Origin of the sequence: Enterobacter cloacae complex sp. IR5441, from assembly GCF_049238215.1 — a bacterium.
GTDB classification, from domain to species: Bacteria; Pseudomonadota; Gammaproteobacteria; order Enterobacterales; family Enterobacteriaceae; genus Enterobacter; species Enterobacter hormaechei_C.
Genome location: NZ_JBMKIA010000003.1, coordinates 98712 through 116582 on the forward strand (window position 1 = coordinate 98712; position 17871 = coordinate 116582).

Here is a 17871-nt window from a genome sequence, read left to right on the forward strand (position 1 = left end):
TTAATTACTCCGTTACATTGTTATCAGCGCCATCATCCTGCGATGACGCATGGGTCTTGCCCGGCGCCTGACAGGCATTCGCCTGCGGTACCAGACTGATTTCGACACGGCGGTTCAGCGCCCGGCCTTCAGCCGTGTCGTTGGTGGCGACAGGACGGCTTTCACCATAGCCCTGCACCGCAAAACAGCTCTCCGGCACGTCGCCGGTATCCCGCATCCAGTCGCGCACCGACTCCGCACGCTTAAGCGACAGCACCTGGTTGGACTGGTCATCCCCGGTGCTGTCGGTATGGCCCGCGACCACAATCAGCCAGCCGGGCTTCGCCTTGATCCCCACAAGCGAGTTCACCAGCAGCTTTGTTGAGGCGGGTTTAAGCGCCCACTTTCCGGTATCGAACAGCGACATGCTGTCGAGGCGGATGATTTTCGGTACCGGTTCCATGGCGGGAGCCGGTGGCGGCACATACGTGTCAATCGCCTTCTGTAACGCCAGCCAAAGACTCTGACCAGGGTAATAGCCCAGCGCATACCTGAGCGGTTCCCCCTGCCGCTGCCAGCGCTCCAGCAGAAGGGCGTCCTGTTTCAGTGCGGCAAGTGACTGCGCCTTAGGCTCATAATGGTTCATAGGGATGGCATACCAGCGCTGCAGATCCATTCCCACCTGGCGGATCAGCGCCGCGTTATTCATGGCAGAAAAACCAAGGGCAGCAAGAACGCAGGCCAGGACCCACACAATGAGACGGCGGGTGCGCTTCCCGCCCTGAACAGGTGCACAGTAAGGCTTGAGCAACGGTAGTACCGCATCAGGAAAACGACCGGATGCCTCCGCCATTTCGTCTGTCTGCGGCAGAAGCAGGTGTGTCAGGCGACAAAGCCAGAGTGCCCATAAAGACGTATTGCTGGCTGAAGCGCCGCCGCTTTTCAGAGCCACAGCAAACGTGTGGACCGGCGGAAATAACCGATCCTCTTTAGCCAGTTCATCCATAAGAAGGGTGCGCATAAAAGCAAAGCCTTCCCGCAGTACAGGCATCAGCGCCAGACGATTTGCCTGTTGCCAGTCGTCCGTAGCCTGTGGCGTCTCATCAACAGGGTAAACAACCGGTTTGTCACCATGGACAATAACCCACGGGGTTTCAGGGCCGGAAAACTCACCGCTCAGGATCACCGGCGGTGTGAATCCGGCGATCAGGCTCAGCTGTTTCATCTGCTGGCGCAACGCTTTCAAGGTCGCGCGCAGCACCGCTTCATCCTGGTGCCCGTCGGGGTGGGATGCATACATAACGGCGATCTGTCCGGCCTGGCGCGGCTGCCGCTCCTGAATATCGCGCACGATATCAGTGAGCCTACTGACGTCATTCACCCGCAGCCACCAGCCCTGCGCTGTTTTACGCAGAGTATGCTCCCCGAACAGGGCATCCAGTCTGTCTCCGCAGACAAGAACAACCGGACCCGCATCAGCAAGTACCGGCAGATCAAAACCAGACCCGCCATTGCCCTGAACCTGGCTGAAACGGCTTTTTTGCCGGATCTGCCAGACGGCCAGCGCAACAATGCACAGCGTCATCACGCCTTTAAACAGCGTACCTGCCGGAATGAAGCCCCACAAAAGCCATAAAAGCGCCGCGGCACCCGCCAGTACGTGGAATATCAGAGAAACCATGACCGATTTACGCATTAATGGGGCAACTCCGGTAACTGCGCGGACAGCAGAGCCTGGAGCCAGAGATGACCGCCCCACCATACGGCACCGGTAATTACCGCCGCCGCCGCGATCCAGAACCAGACAGAGCGCAGCAGGCTGTAACGGTGTTTTCCGGTCCTGCGAACCACCAGGGAAAGGCCAGCATCAAGTGGTGGAACCCGCTCAGCAAGCGCTTTCATTGCCTCTTCACGCTGGGTCTGGCTGACAGACCCCATGCTGTACAACCCCTGGAATCCCAGCGCGAGCACCCGGTGATAGCAGGTCAGAACGGCCATGTTTGGCGCTGGCTGGCGCAATACTTCCGCAATACGATCCCACAGGGCTTCACCGGCGTGCAGCGACCCGAAATAGCGCGCCTGTAGCGGCGCTTTTCGCCAGGCCACCTGGCCCGCATCAGCATCTGCCCCGTCATGCAGTTTTCTGCTCATCACCACTTCGTCAAGCAGCGCGCACTGTGCATAAGAGATATGATCGATGCTGGCTTCATCATATCCTGCACGATCCAGCGCCTCGCGCACGCTTTCCACATGTTTGCAGCAGGTGTCGTACAGCACATTCCCGTCAGGCGTTGTTGCCCCCTGCGTAAGCAGGGCGACGGTGAGCCAGGTCTCCGCCATCAGGGCATCGATATCGGTTTCTTTTTTCATGATCGCAGTACCGCAAACAGTTCAAGTTCAAGCTGTCCCAGCAGGGCAGGCACATAGAACATACAGATCCCCTGCTCCAGCATGTCCCGTGCCGCAGCACTTTCCATGTCCAGCGCGAAGTACTGGTTCTCCATCCGCACCGGTAACGCAGCAGGCACGCGATTCACGGCAATGAGTGGGATCCCCTGCAGCGCAACGGTGGAAATCGCATTCACATCATCCGGGGAACCCGCCTTGCATAATGCCGGGAATTTCTCCGCCACTTGCCAGGCCGGAACGTCAGACCGGACAGAGAGCCAGAGATCGGCTTCTTCACGCAGCCGAATGTCGTGCAGCGAGGCTTTCCAGGTCTGGGCGTCAGGTCGGGACATCTCCAGCGCTATCACACGGGACGGCAGGCTGGCTTCCAGTAAACCGGCGATCAGTTCAAACAACGGTGGAAACGTCATTTCAGGCCGGGCGTGGTCATAGCCAGGGATTGCGTCCAGATCGCTGTCCAGAGAAAACGTCAACATACTGCCCGCAAGCCGCGCAAGCTCTGCCCACACCTGTTCCGGATGGCGAGCCGGAAAACGTTCAAACTCCACCAGTACCCTGGCATGAGAGTTAAGCGCATTGAGAAGCCAAAAAAGAGAAACATCCGCCACAGCAAAATCCGCCAGGCGCTCATTACTTTCCCGACGCATAGCCATCAACCGTTGGCGGCGGGAGCGAAGCTGGCGGTTCAGTAACACCAGCCTTTCCCGCATCGCCGGGCTGGCAGAAAACAGGGCCATAGGCGGAATGAATGCCGGATCATGACGCCAGCTCCCCTGTCCGTCCCGGATCAGCCGTGCAACCGGACAGCACTGCCACGACGCGTTATCCTCATGCTCAAAACGGATCGCCAGATTAAAGCGGGCAACAGCGACGGACTCCTCTTCGCTGCCAAACGCATCCTGAACATTGACCCACTCCTCACGATAGCGGAGCGGCCGATCAGCCACTGCCGCTTCCTGGAGCACGTTATTTAACCCGGACTGCATCAACGGCAGGGCAATCACCACCGTAACCGCGTCTGAATGCTGCGATAAATCCAGCTCGCGCGGCTCCGGAGGCAGATCGCTGACTGACATATCCACCAGCGTGCCATCCGGCAACCAGACCCGCAGTTGTGTAATCTGAATCAGACCCGTACCCAGCAGCCTTTCATCAAATTCCACCTGCTCAACGCCCCATGCAAACGGCGAGGCAAGTGCCGCAACGCCTGTGCTGCGAAAAGTTTCCCAGTCGGACTGTTGCTGGAATTGTTGAGGGGACAGTAGTGCCCCCTCGTTCCACAGCGGACGATAAATTTTCATCCCTGCTACCGCCTTACGCTTTCGCTTTCGGCATCTGGCTCACCAGAGACAGGTTCACATCCATGCCTTCCACCTGGAAGTGCGGCACCGCAAACAGCTTCACGCGGAAGAAACCCGGGTTGTCTTCGATATCTTCCACCACCACCTTCGCGTCACGCAGCGGATGAGAAGCCTGCAACTCATCGCCCGGATCGGTCATTTCCGTCACCAGACTACGCACCCAGGTATTCAGCTCCAGTTCCAGCAGGCGGCGGTCCTTGGTGGTGCCGATGTTCTCGCGCTGGATGAGCTTCAGGTAGTGCGCAATACGCGACAGCAGGAAGATGTACGGCAGACGTGCGTTGATGCGGCTGTTGGCCGTGGCATCCGCAGTGTCATACAGCGCCGGTTTCTGCGCGGAGTTCGCCGAGAAGAAGCAGGCATAGTCGCGGTTTTTGTAATACGAGAGCGGGATAAAGCCGAGGTTGGCGAACTCAAACTCGCGGGTCTCCGGGATCATCACCTCTGACGGGATTTTCACCTGGTTGCCGGTGCCCAGATCGTACAGATGAATAGGCAGGTCTTTCACCGCCCCGCCCGCCTGCGGGCCACGGATCTGCACGCACCAGCCGTTATTGATGAAGCTCTTCACCATGTTTGACGCGAAGGAGAACGAGGCGCTGGTCCACAGGTATTTCTCGTGATCCGGGCCTTTCACCTGCTCAACGTAGTTAAAGCTGCGTACAGGTACGGTGTCCGGGCCATACGGCAGACGCCCCAGCACGCGCGGCATCACGAGGCCGATATAGCGGGCGTCGTCGGTGTCGCGGAACGATTTCCACTTGATGTATTCCGCGCGGTCAAAGTAGTTGCCGATATCATTAATTGCAGCCACCTCTTCCATGGAGTCTTTCAGGAAGAATTTCGGCCCGACAGAGCCAATAAACGGCATATGTGCGGCAGCTGACACTTTAGAGATGTTGCGCAGCAGCGCCACATCCTGCGGGCTGGCGTCAAATTCATAGGATGAAATCACGGAACCAATCGGCTCTCCGCCCGGGGTGTCGTATTCGGCGGTATAGGTGTGCCAGTAGAGGCCGCTCTGGATAAGTTCCGGCGCGTCTTCAAAGTCCTGACGCAGATCTTCTTTCGACACATCCAGAATTTCGGTTTTCACGTTCTGGCGGTAGTCGGTGCTGTCCACCAGCTGCTTCAGGCCGCGCCACAGGGACTCCACCTTCTGGAACTCCTGGTGATGCATTACGGCATCCAGCTGACGGCTAATCTGGAAATCCAGCTCAGCGATATGGTGGTCAATCAGCGTTTTGTCGAGCTTCTCCACCGGCTGACCGGATTTGCGGATGCAGTCCATAAACACCTGCATCGCCGCCGTCAGGCGTTCACCCGCCGGAGCGTCAGAAAGCGCGGCGTCATCCAGAAACGCATTGATATCACCCAGGCTGGAGGCCGGGGTCAGGTTGATTTTTTCAAACAGGGAGGCGTAAACGCCCTCTTTTTCCAGTACGGTGGTCTGCCCCTGCGCGGAGGCGGTTTCAGTATTCACAGACATCAGCATATTCCCGGTTAATCCATTAAATTACACATGCCGCTTATTTCGGGGCCAGTGCACTCATTTCGTCGCGTAATTCCTGAGACAGCGCCGGGTCTTTAAGAATTTTCTCGAGTTCTTTTCTGAAAGTGGCGTTATCAAGGAGATTGGATTTGAGGTCGCGTAATAAATTACGCATGGCCAGCATGGCGCGGAGCTGGGGGATCTGGCGGGCAACCTGTTCAGGTTCGAAATCCTTAATATCGGAGAAATTCAGTTTTATGCTTTCTTCCGAACCATCCCCGGCCATTGTGTTAGGAACCGTCAGATTCACTTCCGGGTTAAATTCCGAAAGTACGCTGTTGAAGTTATTTTTATTGACGTTAATTTTCTCCCTTTCCGATAATGGGCGATTCTCTTTTCCATTACTGAAATCACCGACGGTGAGGAGTTTAAGCGGCAGTTCGATTTTCTTCTGCGCGCCACCTGTATGCAGAGCCAGCTTTAAGTTTATGCGTGCCTTGGGCACCTCATTCTGGAATGAATCGGCCATAGCAGTCCCTTTCTTTAAAAGAAATAAATGTTAAGTGAGTGACGTTTCTTTACAAAACCATATTAGAGCAAAAGCCCATTTAAAATCAACTTATCAGATCAAAGATCTACCATTGGACTTTTCTTAAGAATATTCCACTAAATTATTGCACTCATAAATGCCATAGATACATGACACACAGTAAAAATTAACTATTTATTCACATTAATTTGGCAGAAATGACTGCTTTGATTGGAAATATTGAACTTATTGTTCCATGAGGTTGAATAATTGATTTACATCAATGCATTTATTAACGCGTCCCTTAACAGTGCAGAGAAATAAGGTTTTAATTCAATAAATGGCCTGAATATGAAAAATCCTGTATCGGACAAATTTAATCTTAAAAAAAGTAATGACTACACTGCTACTGGAATGGCGAATAAATGACTACGCGTTTTTCGATAAACGGGAGGAAGAATCTCTCTGAAGATATTCATCATGACAATGAGTGATGGGCTGATATGAAGGGAATATTCGGAAATAACCAGGCTGTAAAACAATCAACCCTGAGAGCGGGCGCTTATGCGGTTAATGGATGTTAACCATAATCACGTAGCGCCCTGAGCTCTTTTTAGTGCTTTTCAATATAAATTGTACGGCTGTACGCAACATCCTCTGGGTTATTTATCGGATAACCTTTAACCCATGGCTTGATGAGACGGCCATTGGTGTACTGATAAATAGGGGCAATCGGTGCTTTCTCGGTGAGGATCTTCTCGGCCATGTTGTAGTCGGCATTACGCGCTTTTTCAGTAGTTTCGAGCGTCGCCTGATGAATAATCTTATCGTAAGCAGGATCGTTGAATCGTGAGATATTCCCGCTATGGGAGGATGTCAGCAGCGACAGGAATGTTGACGGCTCATTGTAGTCCCCTACCCACGATGCACGGATGACGTCAAAATTCCCGGTATTGCGGCTGTCGATGTAGGTTTTCCACTCCTGATTCTGCAACTTAACGTCAACACCCAGATTTTTCTTCCACATGGATGCAACGGCAATCGCAATTTTCTGATGGTTTTCAGACGTGTTGTACAGCAGCGTTAATTTAAGCGGGCGCTGAGGGCCATAGCCTGCCGCCTGCAACAACGTTTTCGCCTGCGCATTTAGCTCCTGTTGCGACATCTGCTCAAATGGCGAGGTTTCCGGCGTAAAACCCGCAGTGACATCGGGAGTAAAATGCCAGGCCGGTTTCTCGCCGGTCCCCAGGACTTTTTCCGCCATAATACGTCTGTCGATAGTCATGCTGAGCGCGAGACGTACGCGGGCATCCGCGGTTGGGCCTTTTTGCGTATTAAACGCGTAGTAATAGGTCCCAAGCTGTGGCGGTGTGTATACCTGTCCCGGAATATCTTTAAGCAGCTTCTGGTACATGTTTTTCGGAAACGATTCTGTAATATCGATATCGCCCGCCAGATAGCGTTTGGTCGCTGAGGACTCCTGGTTGATCGGCACAAAGGTGACTTTTTTAAGCACCGTCCTGGCGTTATCCCAGTAATGAGAGTTCGGCTCAACCACCAGTTTTTCATTCACCACGCGATCTTTCAGCACATACGCACCGTTGCCAATGAGCGCGCCAGGGCGCGTCCATTCCTTACCGCTTTCCACATTGGCCTTTTGAACAGGATAAAACGCGAAATTAGCCGTCAGATTGCTGAACCAGGGCAGCGGTTTGTCCAGCTGCACGCGCAGCGTTTTAGCATCCACCGCCGTCACGCCGAGGGTATCCGGAGCAGCTTTGCCGTCGATAATGGCCTGGGCATTGTTAATGCCCGCCAGCGCCGCAAACCAGGCGAAAGGTGACGTTGTTTTAGGATCAACCAGACGACGCCAGCTATAGACAAAATCTTGTGCCGTCACCGGGGTTCCGTCAGACCACTTAGCGTTATCCCGCAACGTGAACGTCCAGACGCGGTTGTCATTGCTCTGCCAGCGCGTCGCCACGCCGGGAACTAACTCCCCTTTTTCGTTCTGATTTACCAGCCCTTCATAGAGGTCGCGGATCACCTGTATCTCGGGCAACCCCACCGCTTTTGCCGGATCGAGCGAAGCGGGCTCATCTTTAATATGTCGAACCAGCTCCTGCTTTTGCGCCAGAACCGTTCCTTCGGGAACCTCCGCGGCATATGAAAGTGAAGAAAGCCCGCACAGCCACAGCGCAGTACAAAGAAGCGAAACAGGATGCTTCATACGATCCCCTTAATGATGTCAGGTAACAGGCAGATGCGTAATTATTTGTTTCGAAACGGAGAAATGCAAATGCTTCCTCCGGAAAGTTGATGTCAGGCAATTTTCCACATACACGGAAACTATTTGATTAAGCGCGGCTTTTGCACAACACTGCCAGAAGTGACTTTATCATCAGGGTTTACTATGGCAACTACCCGACCAAGAACGGAACGCGGCGCCTTCCCGCCCGGGACTGAACATTATGGACGCTCGTTTTTAGGCGCGCCGCTGATCTGGTTTCCGGCACCCGAGGCCGATCGCAATAGCGGCTTAATCATTGCGGGCACGCATGGCGATGAAAACTCGTCTGTCGTGACGCTCTCGTGCGCGCTACGTACGCTGGCCCCCGATTTACGACGTCATCATGTGATTTTGACCGTCAATCCGGACGGTTGTCAGCTTGGATTACGGGCGAATGCACGCGGCGTTGACCTGAACAGGAACTTCCCGGCGGCAAACTGGCGCGCCGGTGAAACGGTGTATCGCTGGAACAGTTCAGCGCAGGAGCGAGATGTTGTCCTGCTCACGGGAGAAAAACCCGGTTCCGAACCGGAGACTCAGGCCTTGTGCCAGCTTATTCATAAGATCCACCCGGCCTGGGTTGTCTCTTTCCACGATCCCCTCGCCTGTATTGAAGATCCTCGTCATACGGCGCTCGGACAGTGGCTGGCGGATGCGTTTGCTCTACCTCTGGTGAGCAGCGTTGGCTATGAAACACCCGGGTCGTTTGGCAGCTGGTGCGCAGACCTCAGCCTTCACTGTATCACCGCAGAGTTTCCGCCCATCTCCTCGGATGAAGCGAGCGAAAAATACCTGCGGGCGATGGCAAATCTCCTGCGCTGGCAGCCTCAAAGATGAAGTACGCCGGAGGTAAAATTCAGGGCGGGTGATACGTCAACCGCCAGCCAGGTTGGGCCGTCCAGATCGGCAAAACGCACGCTGTTCACCAGCGGGAGCGCAGCGCCGATCGCTCTGGACGTGCACAACATGCAGCCCAGCATCAGAGCAAAGCCTTGCGCCTGCGCATCTTGTGCCAGTGCCAGGGCCTCGGTTAATCCACCTGTTTTATCCAGCTTAATGTTCACCATCTCGTAGCGTCCCTCGAGAGCTGACAGGCTCTCACGGGTATGACAGCTTTCATCTGCACAGACGGGAAGCGGATGAATAAAATTCGCCAGAGCGGCATCGTCTTCTGCCGGGAGGGGTTGCTCCAGCATGGCGACGCCCAGATCGGCAAGCAGCTGACAACGGGCTGCCAGCCCTTCGCTATGCCATGATTCGTTCGCATCGACGATAAGAGTGGCATCAGGCACCGCCGCACGAATGGCGACCATGCGTTCGCTAATCAGACGATCGTCGAGCTTCACCTTTAATAATGTTGCACCGGTGGCATACAACGCCTGAGCGCTGGCGGCCATTTGCTCTGGTTCACCGATGACCACCGTTTGCGCGGTGACGATCGATTGCGGCAGCGTAACGTCCAGCAGCGCAGGCAGCGGTTTTTGTTGTTTCGCCGCTTCCAGACTCCAGAGTGCGCAGTCAATCGCGTTGCGTGCCGCGCCGGCCGGCAACCGAAGCTGAAGAGCCTCGCGCGTCAGACCCGCCTGCAACTCGGGCACCACCGTCATAATTTGCGCCATGACTGACGCCAGGCTTTCTCCGTAGCGAGGATAAGGGGTACATTCCCCGACGCCTTTTACGCCGTCCTCTTCACATTCAACCACGACCACACAGGCCTCATTACGGCTGCCGCGCGAGATCACAAACGGGGTGTGCAATGGCCAGGCTTCTTCATAGACCTTAACGCTTCTCATCACTGACTCCTTGCAGGCCGGAAAGGCAGAAAATTGGTTTGCCGTGCTAACTGCGGATGACATACACTAGCCACGACGTTAACTATTTGTAAACAGGAAGATATCTATGTCACAACTCGTTCATTTCCAGGGCAACCCGGTTGCTGTTGCAGGTTCCATCCCACAGTCTGGCAGCAAAGCACAGCCTTTTACTCTGGTGGCTAAAGATCTGTCTGACGTCACGCTGAGCCAGTTTGCTGGCAAACGTAAAGTCCTGAACATTTTCCCAAGCATCGATACTGGCGTTTGTGCTGCATCAGTGCGTAAATTCAACCAGCTGGCGACCGAAATGGACAACACCGTAGTGCTGTGCATTTCTGCTGACCTGCCGTTTGCCCAGTCCCGCTTCTGCGGCGCTGAAGGCCTGAGCAACGTCATCACCCTTTCCACTCTGCGCAGCCCGGATTTCCTGGAAAAATACGGTGTTGCCATTTCCGAAGGCGCGCTGAAAGGTCTGGCTGCTCGTGCGGTACTGGTGATCGACGAAAACGACAACGTTGTTTTCAGTGAGCTGGTTAACGAAATCACTACCGAACCGGATTACACCGCTGCACTTGAGGCGCTTAAAGCCTAAACGTAAAAAAGCCTCTGCAAAGAGGCTTTTTTATTTATTCGTCACCCTTCTTCTGATTTAACCCATACTCGCGCAGCTTATTCGCAATTGCGGTATGTGACACCCCAAGACGTTTAGCCAGCTTGCGCGTGCTCGGATAGCTGCGATAAAGCTGCGTTAACACCGAACGCTCGAAACGGCTGGTGATGTCATCCAGCGAGCCTTCCATTGCCTCTTCGCCTACCGAGACCGTCCCGGCATCGTAATCCGGCAACAGAATATCCTGAGGGCGCAGTTCATACCCTTCAAGCTGAGTTAATGCGCGATAGACCGCATTTTTAAGCTGACGAATATTGCCCGGCCAGCCGTAACGCGTCAGCACGTTGCCCAGGTCGGCAGAGAGCTTCGGACGCGGCACGCCCTGCTCGTCGGCAAAACGGGCCACGAACAGTTCCGTCAACGGCATAATGTCCTGCGGGCAATCGCGCAGCGGCGGAATATTGAGCGTCAGAACGTTGAGACGATAGTAGAGATCTTCGCGGAATACCCCTTTCTGCACCAGCTCCACCAGGTTTTTCTGGGTGGCGCAGATGACGCGCACATCCACGTGTACTTCATGATCTTCCCCCACGCGGCGAAACGTGCCGTCATTGAGAAAACGCAGCAGTTTCGCCTGCATGCGTGGCGACATTTCGCCAATCTCGTCCAGCAGCACCGAGCCGCCGTTCGCCTGTTCAAAGAAGCCTTTTTTGCCTTCCGGCGCATGCCCGAACAGCTCACTTTCCACCGCATCTTCAGGAATAGACGCGCAGTTCAGCGCCAGATACGGTTTTGCCGCACGCGGGCTGGCCATGTGCACAGCATGCGCCAGCAGATCTTTCCCCGTACCGGTATCCCCGGTAATCAGCAGCGGCGCCGTAAGATTTGCCAGCTTGCGCGCCTGGTCGATCACATGACGCATCTTCGGGCTCACCGCAATAATCTGGCTGAATGCGCCGACGTCCTGGCTGGAAAGATTCTGTAACTGGCGTCCCATGCGCACCGTGGAGCGCAGCATGATCACCGCGCCGGTGAGCACCCGCGCGGCATTTTCCCCTTTCAGGTAGACCGGCGTGATCTCCATCAGGAAATTCTGTCCGTTGATAACGACATGCTCGCTATGGGTATTTTGCGGGTTGCTGTCCAGCCAGCGCTGGAAATTAAAACCGGTGATCAGTTGCGTAGCGTGGTGCCCGATAAGTTTTTCCTGAGTCTGCGCAAACAGCTGGCAGCTGGCCTGGTTAACGCGCTCGACTTTATTTTTCAGATCGAGAGAGAGAAACGGCTCCGGCATTGCTTCCAGCAGCGCGCTCAGCGCAAGATGTTCCCGCTCGGACGGCATCCAGGGGATGGTGCGTACATCCGTAACGCCAGCGATACGGCGGATTTCCGCCATCAGGCTACTGAAGGTATTAAATTCAATTTCGGCAAAATTGAGGTAAATTCGCCCGACAGGGTCGATCTCTATGCCACGTAAATCAATGCTACGTAAAACAAGAAGATCGAGTAACTCGCGGGTCAGACCGAGACGGTCCTCACAAAAGACTTCCAGACGCATGGGAAATTCACCGTTTAAGCCAATAACAGTAAAATGATATGTCAGATCACGGTATTCGGGAAGGTGGCTGTCAACAAATATTGACAGCCCGCACGATTAGTAAACAAAACCTCACTGAGCAGGTTTTTTATTGAGCGTCTCTTTAAGCTGGCCAATCAATTCGCGACGGAAATCCCCCAGCCGCGGCTTATCGCCATCGATCCAGGGGAGTGGACGACAAACCTCCATCGCTTTGATGCCCAGGCGTGCCGTAAGCAGACCGGCACCAATCCCCTGCGCCGCCCGGGCAGAGAGACGGGCCGCAAGATCCTGCGACATCCAGTCCATCCCGACCTCCCGTACCAGTTCGCTTGCCCCGGCGAAGGCGATATTCAGCAATACCAGTTTGAACAGGCGCAGCCGGCTGTAATAGCCAAGCTCGATGCCATACAGTCTGGCGATGCGGTTGATCAGACGCAGGTTGCGCCAGGCGATAAAGGCCATGTCCACCATCGCCAGCGGACTGACGGCGATCATCAGGGTAGATTCCGCCGCCGAGCGGCTGATCTCACGACGAGCCTGCGCATCCAGCACCGGCTGAACAATGTGGGCATAGAGCGTGACCACTTCCTGGTCATTCTGGGTTTCGTGGATCGCCGCATACCAGCGCTGAAGCGCCGGGTGAGAGTGATCAATCCCGGCCTGAGCCGCAAGCTTTTCACAAAAAGCACGCCCTTTTCCTGTGCCGTGACTGTGCAGCAGATCCCGCGCTTCATCGCGTTCGTGGGCACGCTGACGCAAACGCCAGAGGCGACGCCACTCGGTGACGACTGAGCCAACGCCCGCACCAACAATCAACGCCCCGGCGGCGCATCCCCCCAGCGCCACCCAGTCCTGCGTTTGCCAGGCATTGACGCCCCATTGCACGCCCTGACCGATTACGCTCACACCAAAAAGGGCTAACCCGGCAGTCACCATCTTGCGCCACAGGCTGCGTTTCGGGCGCAGTGCCGCATCAACCACCGCTTCCGCCTGCCCCTCTTCAACCAACGGCTCGTCTGCCAGCACGGGAGCAAAGTTGTCGGCCTGCGGGCCGCTGAAGGTTTGCGCCGTTTTAAACGCCTCATGCGGGGACTGCTCAAGCTGGCCGGTAAAATCAATGCGTTGTTTTAACGGTTCCGTCATCGCAATTTATCTCCAATTAAAAACTCCAGCGCGGCATCCAGACGGATATGCGGCAATGGCTGGTCAACGTTCATACTCTGCGGACGGAAGGCTTCGAACTGAAAACCCTGGCTTTGCCAGAAAGCCTGGCCCGGCAGACGCGCCGGAACTTCCCCCGGATAGACCGTGAGCGGCGCACCGTCGCTGAGACGGTTGCCCCGCAGGGCCGGAATTTTCTCGCCATTCAGATCAATCAACCCACTCTGCGTAGCCTGTACGGACGCCAGCCCCAGACAATCCATGCTGATCCCTTCGAAGGCCGCATTCTGCCAGGCATCCTGCACCAGCTGTTGCAGCAGGGATACCATGTTGGCGTGCTGATCGACCGTCACATGGTCAGCTTTTGTGGCGGCAAACAGCAGCTTGTCGATGACCGGCGAGAACAAACGGCGAAACAGCGTACGCTGGCCATAATGAAAGCTTTGCATCAGCTGCGTCAGCGCCAGCCGCATATCATTGAACGCCTGCGGCCCGCTGTTGAGCGGTTGCAGGCAGTCCACCAGCACGATCTGGCGGTCAAAGCGTAAAAAGTGATTTTTATAAAAGCCCTTAACCACCTTCTCACAGTAATAATTGTATCGCTCGCGGAGCATACCGGCGTTGGTGGTCTTGTCCGCCTGCGCCAGTTTCGATTCACCGATGCTGTCAACGTCCGGCCACGGGAAAAACTGTAGCGCGGGAGCACCGGCTAAATCACCCGGCAGAACAAAGCGGCCCGGCTGAATAAAATGCAACCCCTCCTGCTTGCACTGATGCAGGTAATCCGTCCAGGCTTCGGCTATGACGGCCAGACGGTTTTCATCCGCCGGTGCCAGCGGATCCAGTCCTTCGCAAAGCTGGCGCCATTTGGTCGACCACTCTGCCCGCTGCCCCTGCAACAGACCGGTCATCTGTCGGGACCAGCTCAGGTAATCCTGCGCCAGCATCGGTAAATCGAGCAGCCATTCTCCCGGGTAATCCACAATTTCGAGATAGAGCGTGGACGTTTCTTTGAAGTGACGCATCAGGGATTCATTCGAGCGGAAACGAAGCGCAAGACGGATTTCGCTCACGCCACGCGTCGGGGTGGGCCAGGCGGGAGGCTCCCCATATAACTGCGCCAGACCTTCATCATAGGTGAAACGGGGTATGCCAAAATCACGTTGCGGTACGCGTTTCACCCCAAGCAACCGCTCCTCGCGCACTGCGCTAAGCAGTGGCAGGCGCACCCCTGCATGCAGGTTCAACAGCTGATTGACCATCGCCGTAATGAATGCTGTCTTACCGCTGCGGCTCAGCCCCGTCACGGCAAGACGCAGATGGCGATCAACGCCACGGTTCACCAGAGAATTGAATTCGTTTTTAAGTCGCTTCATCGCCGTCCTTCATTGCCTGGAACCCTGAAAAAAGTCACTTCAGAATACAGTAAATTGGGGCAGATCGTTGATTATCAATTCTTAATTATTGCTATTGCCGTTTTCTCTCCAGTAAGATGGGCGCAATTGCTGTCCGTCTGGAGTGAGTAAGGTGTATGTCACCCACCATCTATGATATTGCCCGCGTTGCTGGCGTTTCGAAATCAACCGTGTCGCGCGTTCTGAATAAACAAACGAATATTTCTCCTGAAGCGCGCGAAAAGGTGTTGAAGGCGATAGAAGAATTAAATTATCAACCGAATAAACTTGCCCGCGCACTCACCTCTTCTGGCTTCGACGCCATTATGGTTATTTCGACCCGTTCAACCAAAACCACCGCAGGCAATCCGTTTTTCTCTGATGTACTACATGCCATTACGGCAAAAGCAGAAGAAGAGGGTTTTGATGTTATTTTACAAACGTCCAAAAGCAGCGAAGAGGATCTGCAAAAATGCGTGGGTAAAATAAAGCAGAAGATGATCAAGGGGATCATCATGCTAAGCTCGCCGGCGAACGAGTCTTTTTTCGCGACGCTGGACGAATATGGCGTGCCCGTGGTCGTTATTGGTAAAGTGGAAGGTAATTACCAGAATATCTATTCTGTCGACACGGATAATTTCCGCGACAGCGCCATATTAACCGACTCATTTATCAAACATGGTCGCACTAAAATTGCCTGCCTGCATGCCCCGCTCGATTATCACGTTTCTATCGATCGCCTGGCGGGCTATAAATCGAGTCTTGAGAAGCAGGGTATTGCAGTTAACCCGGACTGGGTTATTGATGGCGGATATACCCATGAAAGCGCGCTTCAGGCGGCCTGTCAGCTACTCTCTTCAGACAACCCGCCCGATGCGGTTTTTGCGACAGACAGTATGAAATTGCTGAGTCTTTATCGTGCCGCGGATGCGCTAAACCTGACGATCCCGGAACAGGTCGCAATGGCAGGATACAGCGACCCAGTGCTATCTCTCATTTTAACCCCTGCGCCTGGCGGCTTTGATATCCCCACCAGAAAGCTGGGCGAAGAGAGCTGCGATGTGTTGTTCAGGTGCATAGCGGGTAAACCTGCCCCGCATAAGATATTGGTTGAAACGCATTTTTCAGATGCGGCTTCATTACGCTAAAAACCAGGGGCAAACGCCCCTGGTGAAGTGTTATCAAAACGCGTAATTCACGCCGATACCGGCATAGTGGAAGCGGTCACTTTCCCCTTCGTCATGGTTTTCCCATTCGTAGGCATATTCCAGCGTCATGGATAAACCATTGTTAAAATCATAGGCGTACAGCATACCCAAACGGTTGAAATCATGTCCTTCACGCTCAGGATCGTCTTGCCAGTCCCAGTTTGACCAGCGATCGAGTCCCAGACGGGTATAAGGCGTTAGCGTCGTCTGACCCAATGAAATCGGCAGATAGGCGCGAATTTCCTGAGTGGAGAATTCACCGTTATTACGTGAACCGTCCATATTAAAACCGCGCTCTAAATAGTAATTAACTTTTGCCGAGACCGTTTCGTTAATTGTCCAGGTAAAACCGGTTTCGGTCTCGACGCGGCTGTCAGAATAGCCGGTTTTTTCCAGATCGTTGGCAAACTGATACATGGCAAACCAGCCGCCAAAACGCCAGTCGTCGGTTAGTTTAATATCCCAGTCAGGCTGAACTTTGTAGCGCTGCATATTAGCACTACCATCTTTAGCACCATGCTCATCCTTAAAGTGATAGCCATAATTACGGAAGCCACCGGTCAGGCCGAACGTAAAATCATCGGTGCCGATAAAACGATAGCGTAATTCTACTTCAGGACGATCGAAATAGGTGCCGCGCGTCATGCTACTGTAATCGACCGGCCCTTCCTGATACATAGCCAGCGAAATGGTCCAGGCATCCCATGTGGCATTAAACCACACGGAGGGTTCATATAATCCATCTTTATCGTCAGCCTGACCTTCGACGTTTTCAATTTCATACATGGCGCCAATATTAAATTCCCACTGTTTGGCTGATTCTGTTGCTTGCGCGCAGCTCACCCCTGCGCACAGAACGAGCGCAGCACTTCTTAGTAGAGTACTCATTAAAATATTCCTTTATAATTAACACACAAAAAACCGGAAACTTTCATTTCCGGCGAACACCTTTCTTATCTAATAGCTGTTTCAGTATCAGCATCGAAGAAATGGCACTTATTCATATCGAACTGGATGCCGATATTATCTCCGGCGACGTAATCATCCGCCGCTCCCGCACGGACGACCAGTTCATGCCCACCCACGGTGGCATAAAGCATAAATTCAGCCCCGGTCAGCTCAGCAACGCTGATCTTCGCCGTGATGTTTTCACCGCTTCGCTGTGCGGTGAGAATGTCTTCCGGACGGATCCCAAAGACAACCGCTTTACGCTGGTAACCTTGCGCATTCAGTACGGCCAGCTTGTCCTCCGGGATCTCCAGGCGCAGCGTTTCCGTCACAAAGTAGCGATCGTCGATCGCGCCACGAATGAAGTTCATCGCAGGCGAACCAATAAACCCTGCAACGAACATATTCGCTGGCTCGTTGTAGACCTGCTTCGGCGCACCCACCTGCTGAATGATGCCGTCCTTTAAAATCACGATGCGGGTCGCCATCGTCATGGCTTCCGTCTGATCGTGCGTCACGTAAATCATGGTGGTGTTAAGCTTCTGGTGCAGCTTGCTGATTTCAGCGCGCATCTGCACACGAAGTTTGGCATCGAGGTTGGATAAAGGCTCATCCATCAGGAAGACCCCCGCTTCGCGCACTATCGCCCTGCCTAACGCCACGCGCTGGCGCTGACCGCCGGACAACGCGCCAGGTTTACGCTGGAGATAATCGCGCAAGCCCAGGATCTGTGCCGCCCAGCTAACGCGTTCTTCAACGACGGAGGGCGCAATTTTTTGCATTTTCAGGCCAAACGCCATGTTGTCGTAGACCGTCATATGCGGATAGAGCGCATAGTTCTGGAAGACCATCGCGATATCACGGGACTTGGCGGGAACATCATTCATGCAAACCCCGTCAATAATCAGTTCACCCGCGCTGATCTCCTCAAGGCCGGCAATCATTCGCAGCGTCGTGGATTTCCCACAGCCCGATGGACCGACGAAGACAATAAATTCTTTGTCTTCGATTTCGAGGTTGAAATCCTTCACCACGTGGACCTGGTTATCATAGATTTTCTGAATGTGTTTCAGAGACAGTTGAGCCATTATTAATTC

The 17871-nt window shown here is 54.3% G+C and carries 15 protein-coding genes; 3 read left to right on the forward strand and 12 right to left on the reverse strand.

The genetic code is table 11. The features are described from left to right. Positions 1–4: 4 nt before the first annotated feature. From ACOTX5_RS05010 to ACOTX5_RS05035, 6 genes are all read right to left on the reverse strand, one after another. The gene (locus ACOTX5_RS05010) at positions 5–1675 is read right to left on the reverse strand and encodes an OmpA family protein (protein WP_045911798.1); all 1671 of its coding nucleotides are present in this window, start codon (positions 1673–1675) and stop codon (positions 5–7) included. Further along, a complete protein-coding gene (tssL, locus tag ACOTX5_RS05015; RefSeq protein WP_045911799.1) occupies positions 1675–2349 on the reverse strand; it encodes a type VI secretion system protein TssL, short form in 675 nt (224 codons plus the stop codon). Before tssL ends, ACOTX5_RS05010 begins: the two co-directional genes overlap by 1 nt. After that, positions 2346–3689 (reverse strand): type VI secretion system baseplate subunit TssK, encoded by a 1344-nt coding sequence (gene tssK, locus ACOTX5_RS05020; RefSeq protein ID WP_045911800.1) that lies wholly within the window; start codon positions 3687–3689, stop codon positions 2346–2348. The genes tssL and tssK overlap by 4 nt, the downstream gene beginning before the upstream one ends. A 13-nt stretch (positions 3690–3702) precedes the next feature. After that, positions 3703–5238 carry a type VI secretion system contractile sheath large subunit gene (gene tssC, locus ACOTX5_RS05025; RefSeq protein ID WP_047727527.1) on the reverse strand — a complete coding sequence of 512 codons (1536 nt, stop codon included), beginning with the start codon at positions 5236–5238 and terminating at the stop codon, positions 3703–3705. A gap of 40 nt (positions 5239–5278) precedes the next feature. After that, a complete protein-coding gene (gene tssB, locus ACOTX5_RS05030) occupies positions 5279–5770 on the reverse strand; it encodes a type VI secretion system contractile sheath small subunit (RefSeq protein WP_003856899.1) in 492 nt (163 codons plus the stop codon). A gap of 613 nt (positions 5771–6383) precedes the next feature. Then, the gene (locus tag ACOTX5_RS05035; protein WP_045911801.1) at positions 6384–8000 is read right to left on the reverse strand and encodes a peptide ABC transporter substrate-binding protein; all 1617 of its coding nucleotides are present in this window, start codon (positions 7998–8000) and stop codon (positions 6384–6386) included. A 183-nt stretch (positions 8001–8183) separates the two neighbouring features. On the opposite strand from ACOTX5_RS05035, the gene mpaA reads away from it, so the two are divergent. Beyond that, positions 8184–8897 (forward strand): murein tripeptide amidase MpaA, encoded by a 714-nt coding sequence (gene mpaA / locus ACOTX5_RS05040; protein ID WP_045911802.1) that lies wholly within the window; start codon positions 8184–8186, stop codon positions 8895–8897. Here mpaA and ycjG read toward each other — a convergent pair. Beyond that, entirely contained in the window at positions 8888–9853 is a 966-nt protein-coding gene (gene ycjG / locus ACOTX5_RS05045) for an L-Ala-D/L-Glu epimerase (protein ID WP_032619607.1), read from the reverse strand. The genes mpaA and ycjG overlap by 10 nt on opposite strands. A gap of 106 nt (positions 9854–9959) precedes the next feature. Between ycjG and tpx the strand changes: the two genes are divergently transcribed. Then, positions 9960–10466 carry a thiol peroxidase gene (gene tpx / locus ACOTX5_RS05050; protein WP_003856889.1) on the forward strand — a complete coding sequence of 169 codons (507 nt, stop codon included), beginning with the start codon at positions 9960–9962 and terminating at the stop codon, positions 10464–10466. A 34-nt stretch (positions 10467–10500) separates the two neighbouring features. Here the strand turns inward: tpx and tyrR are convergent, their stop codons facing one another. From tyrR to ACOTX5_RS05065, 3 genes are all read right to left on the reverse strand, one after another. Further along, positions 10501–12042 (reverse strand): transcriptional regulator TyrR, encoded by a 1542-nt coding sequence (tyrR, locus tag ACOTX5_RS05055; RefSeq protein ID WP_047727495.1) that lies wholly within the window; start codon positions 12040–12042, stop codon positions 10501–10503. Positions 12043–12153: 111 nt separating this feature from the next. Continuing rightward, the gene (locus ACOTX5_RS05060; RefSeq protein ID WP_045911804.1) at positions 12154–13206 is read right to left on the reverse strand and encodes a YcjF family protein; all 1053 of its coding nucleotides are present in this window, start codon (positions 13204–13206) and stop codon (positions 12154–12156) included. Beyond that, a complete protein-coding gene (locus ACOTX5_RS05065; RefSeq protein WP_045911805.1) occupies positions 13203–14600 on the reverse strand; it encodes a YcjX family protein in 1398 nt (465 codons plus the stop codon). Before ACOTX5_RS05065 ends, ACOTX5_RS05060 begins: the two co-directional genes overlap by 4 nt. A 155-nt stretch (positions 14601–14755) precedes the next feature. Between ACOTX5_RS05065 and ACOTX5_RS05070 the strand changes: the two genes are divergently transcribed. After that, the gene (locus ACOTX5_RS05070) at positions 14756–15766 is read left to right on the forward strand and encodes a LacI family DNA-binding transcriptional regulator (protein ID WP_045911806.1); all 1011 of its coding nucleotides are present in this window, start codon (positions 14756–14758) and stop codon (positions 15764–15766) included. A gap of 33 nt (positions 15767–15799) precedes the next feature. Here the strand turns inward: ACOTX5_RS05070 and ACOTX5_RS05075 are convergent, their stop codons facing one another. Next, on the reverse strand, positions 15800–16714 hold the full coding sequence (locus tag ACOTX5_RS05075; RefSeq protein WP_023303821.1) for an OmpG family monomeric porin: 915 nt from the start codon (positions 16712–16714) through the stop codon (positions 15800–15802). Positions 16715–16779: 65 nt separating this feature from the next. Further along, positions 16780–17862: an ABC transporter ATP-binding protein gene (locus ACOTX5_RS05080; protein WP_045911807.1), complete on the reverse strand. Its 1083-nt coding sequence runs from the start codon at positions 17860–17862 to the stop codon at positions 16780–16782. Positions 17863–17871: the final 9 nt, after the last annotated feature.